Here is a 7,689-nt window from a genome sequence, read left to right as displayed (position 1 = left end):
CGACCAGGGTATCGCCAGTCGCATGGCCGCCCGTCGCCGTGGAGGCGGCCAGGTCGACAATCACGGCGGCATCAGAGGTGACATAGCGAATCGTGTCACCGTATTCGGCGCCCGCTTGCGCGCTCTGACCCAGGCTGACGCTGTCAGAACCGCCATCGAGGCTGTCGGCATCCTGGCCGCCTTCCAGAATATCGTCGCCATCGCCGCCAAAAAGGCTATCCGTGCCGTCGCCGCCAGAAAGAACATCGTTGCCGGCCAATCCGTGCAACGTATTTGCGGCTGTGGTTCCGATCATGAGATCGTTTCCACTAGTGGCCTGGAGCGTCAATTGCAACGTCATCAGGTCAACCGTCAACCCATCGGCGAACTGGATCTGCTCGACTTCAGATCCTTCAACGTAGTGATTGGCCAGGGTCAATTTCCCGCTCTGTCCAGTGCTGGGGACAAGACTTATCCGCAGATCGGAGGCAATTTTGCTTGCAAGAAGGATGTTGGACAGACTGAGACCGGTACCCAACTGCACTACGTCCGACCCGCCGTCCCCGCCTTGGAAAACCTCGCGTATGATCTGCTCACCGTTACGGCCGTTACGCGCATACACGACGCCTGGCTGGAAGCCTCCGAGGTACCAGGCACCCGACAGAGGTATCGATGGGGTCAGCGCCGCATATAGGAAGTCCACGCCATCCCTGCTCTTGTACACGACCTCATTCGTGCCGTTGCGAGTGACAGTCAGCCGGTACTGGTGGCGATCGCCTTGGGAAGTTGCCCCGTATCCCAGATATTCCCAGTTGCCGGTGTAGAGCTGGTCGTTGATTTGGCCGTTAACCTTACTAATTTCCTCGACAATGTAGTTGCCTTCCCGAATCGTATCGTACCCGTCTCCCGCTTCGTACACGTACGTGTCGGAGCCGCCGCCGCCGAGCAGCACGTCACCGCCCTGGCCGCCTTTCAGGATGTTGTCGTTGTCGTCCCCGCCAAGATGGTCGGACGTGATCGTGCCTTCCAGGCCTTCGATACTCTCGAACACATCACCCTGGGCTTGAGAAGCGTTGGCGAAAGCCGCCTCCGACTTCAAGTACACGAACGCCGACGTGGACGACGGTGAAGATGCATATGACGCGATATCGACACCGTCTCCACCGAACAGCAGGTCCGCCCCGAAACCGCCATCCAAGGTATCGTTGCCGGACCCGCCGAACAGCACATCGTTTCCCGCACCACCGCGGAGCGTATCGGCACCGGCATTGCCCGCCAAAATGTCTTCGCCGCCACCGCCTTCGATCACATCGTCGCCGCCGTTGCCGGTCAGCCAGTCCTGCCCCGTGGTACCGGTCAGGTTGTCATCGCCCTCGGTGCCGCCGTTCAGATTCATGGTGCTTACGGCATGGCGACCGGTGGCCACGAACACGAAGTTCTCGATCGATTTGCCGACCGAGAACCAGTCCTTGATGGCAATGCGATCCGACAGGGCATCGAAGCCGGTCACCGCGCTCTCGTCGCTGATCGCCAGTTCCAGATCGTTGCCGTTGCGGCGCAGCATCGCGTCCTGGATATCAATACCAACGCCAAACTCCAGCGTATCCGTCCCGCTGTTGCTGGCGATATTGCCGTTCAGCGCGCCTCGATGGCGGAGCAGGGTCTGCGCCTCGTCGTTCCAGTCGTAGTTGGTCCCCAACCACTTGGAGCCGTCGAAATAGACCACGCCGTCCTTGGTGACTGTACCGTTGGCCTGCAGCACGTAGCCGTTGACGTAGCCGCCGTTCTGCCAGACCAGGTCCCAGTTGTCGACATAGTCGTCCATGACCACGTCGGTGCCGTCGCCACGGCTGTAGCGGAAGACGTCGTCGCCGGCTCCGCCGACTACTTCATCATTGCCCCGGCCGCCAACCACGATATCGGAGCCGGTGCCACCGTAGACGCGGTCGTCGCCGTCGTCGCCGAACACTGTGTCATGGCCACCGCCGCCAAGCACGATATCCTCGCCGGATCCGCCCATCACCCAATCGTTGTCGCCGTCGCCGGCGACGAAATCGTTGCCGGCGCCGCCGTTGCCAAAGTCGTTGCCGGCCAAGCCGCGGATCTCGTCGTCGCCACCGCCGCCATACAGGAAATCGGCGCCGTAACTCCCCAGGATCACGTCCGATTCGTCGCTTCCGATGACAAACGACGTCATGTCCCCAAGCCTGATCTCCTCGCCATTGGCGAAGCGCAGCCACTCCACCCGCCGGGTGCTTTCGAACCAGTCCTTGACCGTGATCTGGTCGCCGGTGGGATGGGCGATGCCATTGGCATCCTCGATCGCCAAGCCGATGACAAGATCGTTACCCGACCGATGCATCAACAGGTTCGACATCGTGATTCCAGCCTTGAAGACAATCGCGTCCTCGCCGCCCTTCACCGAACCGTCGGCCTCGTAGTCGCCGCCGCCCGCCCAGTTGCGCTGCAGAAGGCCGTTATTGATCTGCTGCACCCGCCAGTGGATGGAATCTCGCGGCGCGCCGACAACCCCGGCCGGATCCGATTCGTCGAACACCACGTCCTTGCCGTCGGAGAAACCGAATAAGTACTGATCGGAACCCGCACCGCCGAAGATGGCGGCCTGCCCGCCCATGCCTTGGTCGTCGCCTTGGCCGCCGTCGAGGATGTCACCACCCGCACCGCCGAGCAGGCGATCACTGCCTTTTCCGCCCGCTAGCCAGTCCGAGCCCTTGCTGCCGTACAAACGATCGTCGCCATCACCGCCGTTGAGGAAGTTGCCGTTGCCGCCATTGGCGTTGAGCGCCGCAGCCTCTCCAGCCGCATCGCCGAATGCGAAGGCGATATTGGTGACGTGACCGGCGAACAAGACGTCATTACCGGCCTGTCCGAACATCCAATCGTCCAACTTGCCGCCGACGATCGCATCATGGCCCTCACCGCCCAGCGCGTCATTGCCCAGATCACCCATGCGGATCAGGTCATTGCCACCCTTGCCGTCGATGGTCGCAGCAACGTCGATCGCATGTGCCGCGCCGCTGCCCATGACGCCATCGATCGATATCCCAGCGGTCGAAAGCAGTTTAGCTCCATCGATGACGATGGAATCGGCACCGTTTCCGGCTTCGATCGATTCCTTCTGCGTCGCTTCAATAGTGTCACCCAACTTACCGTAGGACCCTCCCTGCTGGTCTACGACGATGAAACTGCGTCCGTTGCCTTCCAGCTCCATGACCAGATTCGCCGCAGAGAGCGAATTACCATCGAGCATGTCGTCCGGCAATTCGTCCAGGAAAGCACCATAGCCACCAATCCAATCGGTGAAGGAGCGCTTGTTGAGTCCCAACTCCTTGGCGCGCGCGAACGTGATCGCCCAACCCGCGGTGTAGCCGTTGTCCTGACCCGCGGCCAGCAGCACATTGACGCTCGCCGGGTCGGCGAGGTAGCGTCCATAGTCGCTGGCCACCGAAAAGTCGCCGAACAGTGTTTTGGCGTCGAACTGGCCCTGGGCGACCATGGCCAGATTGGCGGCCAAGGCGCGCTTCATGTAGATATCGCCGCCGGCCAGCTGGGCACTGAGGTCTCCGAGCGCGGTATAGGTACCGTAATTGATCAAGGCGCCCGCATCGCGGGTCTTGAACATCGTGACTCCGTTGACGCGATACACGTAGTCATTGCCCTTGGTGCCGTAGCTGCCGGCACGGACCGCGCGCGGATCGATCACTTTCGCACCGATCGAAGCGGTCACGCCATTCAGGTTGTCAGCCACCGCGTACGCGAACTGGCGGGCGCCATCCTTCGAGCCATGGTTCCTCGACCAGACGTTAGTGACCGAGAATTCCTGTCTGCTCTCGTTCCAAGCCACCTCCGCACCAGACGATGGTTTGCCGCCGAACAGCGAGCCGATCATACCTCCGAAAATGTAGCCCAGGAACGCGCCGATCAGTGCGCCAACGGGGCCGCCGAAGGTCGCGCCCAACTGCATGCCTAGGACGACGCCGTTGGCGCCGGCGGCGATACCGATGATCGCGCCAATGCTCGCACCCAACGATGCGCCGAGCTGACCTTCTACGGTGTCGAACTCGATGAGTTTCGACGCGAGCTTGGTTCCGACGTACGTCGCGGCCACGGTCGCGATGTTGACGGTGTCGAAGTTGACGTTGGCGAAGGCTTCAACGCCAGTGGCGATGTTCTGGATAATTTGTGTCAAGGCTTGCGAAGCGAACGACTGTCCCAAATCGCCCAGGACGGTGCCGTCCAATCCGGCAGCGAGGAGCAGCTCAGCGGTGAGATAGGAGGACAACGCGCCGGCGGCGTTCGCGCCGATGTCGGCGAAGATGTCTTCGAACGCCGTATCGAAGGCGTCGAAGATTGAAGCACTGGCGCCGGTACCGGTCAGCGCTTCAGCCAGGTTCTCGCCCAAGGCCTGGAACACGGTCGACCCCAGTCCTTGCTGCAACGAATTGTCGAACAGCACCGTGCTCAGCGAGCTGCCGAAGGCGGCGCCGATCGAACCCACATTGACACCATTGAAAGTGACATCGTCGGAGACGCTTACTTCGTTGCCGGCCTCGTCATAGCGTCGGGTTACGACCACCTTGATCCCTCCGCGTTCGGCAACGCTTTGTCGATAGTCGATCTTGCCATCCTTGTCTTCGTCCACCGACAGCTGGCCGAAACTGACGTAGTCGCCAAGATCGTCTATGCTGCCGCCAATCGCGAGGTAGCGGCGATTTGTCCAGGAACGCACCGTGGTTTCCTGCGTCAGCGTGCGGCTGATCTCGTCTAGGATGCCGTCGCCGTCGTAATCTTGGCGGACGATCTCAATATAGTCGTGATTGACGGTTTCGCCGTAGATGTACAGCTGACCTTGGACCGTGTACGCGTTCGTCAGCAGGTATCCGTCCGGCAGGTAGGTCTGAGAGGTCGCCAGGAAGTCGCTGGTGGGCAGGGTGACGTTGAGGTCCGCCCTCGGTAGGAAATCAAGATTGCCGTCCCGGCCCGACACAACGATGTAATTGTCACCGTTGAAACTATTATTAGCCCTGTGCTGGGCGATTGATGCGTCGTAAGAAGTGCCGTTATGAGCGCCGATGCCGACAACGGGAATGTACTCGCCATTCGGACCCACCACATACAAGTCCGGAAGGATGATGACCGGCCCGAGGCGTCCGCCAGCGATGTTTGCACCGTCGGGAACCAGATCCGATCGGCGGATGTAGTTGACGTAGTGTGAGTCGATGAATTGCTGTGCATGGTCGGTGACAGTGAAGCCGTACATCTCCATCAACCGACCGAGGCTGTCGTTCGGCCCGCCAATACCGAATCCGGCCGATCCCTTGCCCACGCCGCTCATATTGTTGAGCGAGAACCCAGACGGCAGAAGGAATCCCTGGTCCGGATTCAACAGCGTATGCATCATCTGCGCGTGTGCCAGCGCTACGCCCAACGAGAAGCCGGGGAAATAGAGGCTTTCGAACTCAATTCCCATCGCCTTCGCCATCGACAGCGCTTGGTCCTTGAACGTTATCGCGTCAGCCTGCTGCTGGACGGGAAACCTCAGCGAACCCATGCCGTCGGCGAAGATGTCGCGCCAATCGACAGGGTCGGCTTGCGTCGGCCGATTGGCGATCACGAACGATTTGCTGGCGGGATGGTAGAAAGCAGCGCCGAAATAGCCGCTGGCAAGCTCTGTGGACTTGTCGACCATGATCCAGCCGGTGCCGCCCAGTTTGGCTTCGATCTCGTCGGCGCTGAACTGGGTGATTTCGCCTAGCGCAGTCAGCAACGCATGATCGTTGCCTATGGTCGTGGAGAACTGGGCCTGCCTCATCCGGTTGATGAAGGTATCGATATTGCGCTTTGGCACCGTAGTGATCGAACGACCCATTTCAGTTCTCCATGCGGTACAAATTGATGCCGAATCCGGCGAACGTCGCCAGATCGGTGCTTCCTTCGACGAAACCCATCCCTGTCAACTGGCCGGGAGCTAGGGGCAGCGACCGGACATATCGCCCGCCCCTGAACATACGTATCCCGTCGTCCGTGGCAACGGCGTACGAACCACGCTCGGCCGTGCATGCCGCGAACCCACGAACCCGCGCTGTGGCGGATCCGAGCAGTTGCGATGCGTCCAAGGCGCTGTCCTGCAAAACGTCGAACGCAGCTGTGCTGCGGGACAGCCGCGCAGACGTGTCGGTCCCTAGCGTGATCCATACGATATCCCCGCCGGGCGCCGAGAAATACGTGTTGTAGCGCGAGTAGTAATCGCGCAAAAAACCGGCCAAGGTATCGCGCAGCGGCTCGCGCGCACCCCGACAATTCAACGTAGAGAATGCCGGGAGCCGGTCCGAATCCGGATCGCTCGCGATGACGAACGCGCGACTGCCATCGTCCCAGAACAGCGTCCGTTCGCCCCGCCCCGAATCGACCAGCGCGATATCACCGCTTGCGGCGACGATTGCCCACTGTTCGGCGCCTTGCGCCGCTGCAGCCCTCAGCAGCCAGCAACCTTCCCCAGCGATCGCGCTGATCAAAGAGGATTCGGAAGGCAGATCGGCGCTCGCGATGACCTTTACCGCAACGAATGCAGGATCGAATCGGTATACGTTTAAGCGCCGGCTGGCGCGACGGTCGCCATCGACCGTGCTCGCCCACAGCGGCCCACCCGAGTGGGCGAAACCAAGCATAGTAGGCGGCGGATTTTGGGCGATCCGTAACGCTGCTACGCGCTCCGGGAATGCGGTCCGGACGTAGTGCAGCGACGTCGGGAAACCGGGTTCGATCAGGCAGGTCGTGAAGTAGGCGGCGGCATCCTCACCAACGGCGAAAGAGTATTTCGTCGGGCCGCTAGCGCATCGCTCGGATGCGATCTTGGGCGTGATGTTCGCAGGTTTCATGGTGACCAGCGCATCGGTTGTGGAACTGACCTGGAAAGCGGCTGCGGATAGCCACAAGACCGAGGCCAGGCGATCCCATTGCATTCGACTCATCTCTCCCTCCCCGCCTCCTGCATCCGCCGCGACAGCGGCGAGAGCAGGTATTCGATGATGCGACGATTGCCGGTCTTGATCTCCGCGGTCGCAGACAGACCGGGCGCGAGCGGGGTGCGGCGACCGCCGATCTCGATCCAGTCCTGCGTCAGCCGTATCCGCGCCGGGTACAGCAGGCCGTCCTTCTCGGTCTGGACGGCGTCGCGGCCGACGTGCTCGACCACGCCGTCGACCACGCCGTAGCGAGTAAATGGATACGCCTCCAGCTTCACCTCGACCGGCTGTCCGGCGTGGACGAATCCGGCATCTTTGTTGGGTACCATCGCGTCCACGATCAGCTCGCCGTCGTCGGGCACCACCACCATCAGCGGATCGGCGGGCTTGACCACGCCGCCGACGGTGTGCACCTGCAACTGCTGTACGACGCCCGCGACCGGTGCCGACAGCACGGTCCGGCCGGCCTTTTCGCGCGCCTTCTTCAGTTCTTCGGCGCGCAAGGCACGCGCGGCTTCGGCTTCTGTCAGCGCGTCCAGGGCCTCGTGCGCGAACTCGCTCTCTGCCCGCGCCAGTTGCTCCACCACCGCGCGCTCGCCGGCCCTGGACTTGGTGCTTTCCTCGCGCCGGATCGCCAAGTCCTGACGCATGCCGACCAGGCGCTCTTTCACCTCGGAGACCTGCAGCTTGGGCACGTAGTTGTCCTGGCTGAGCGCATCGAGCT

General features: G+C 61.6%; 3 protein-coding genes. All 3 read right to left on the bottom strand.

The genetic code is table 11. From position 1 onward, the window contains the following. Positions 1-5,869 (bottom strand): calcium-binding protein (locus FXO19_RS19720; RefSeq protein ID WP_484496925.1); only part of this gene is annotated, 5,869 nt, incomplete at its 3' end. Between the two features lies 1 nt (position 5,870). Continuing rightward, positions 5,871-6,971, bottom strand: coding sequence for a hypothetical protein (locus tag FXO19_RS18880; protein ID WP_149196665.1), 1,101 nt, complete (start codon positions 6,969-6,971; stop codon positions 5,871-5,873). Next, positions 6,968-7,689 (bottom strand): HlyD family type I secretion periplasmic adaptor subunit (locus FXO19_RS18875; RefSeq protein WP_149196664.1); only part of this gene is annotated, 722 nt, incomplete at its 5' end. The genes FXO19_RS18875 and FXO19_RS18880, both read right to left, overlap by 4 nt.

This window comes from Luteimonas suaedae (genome assembly GCF_008312895.1).
Classification (GTDB): domain Bacteria; phylum Pseudomonadota; class Gammaproteobacteria; order Xanthomonadales; family Xanthomonadaceae; genus Luteimonas; species Luteimonas suaedae.
This window is presented reverse-complemented; position numbering and strand designations above follow the sequence as displayed.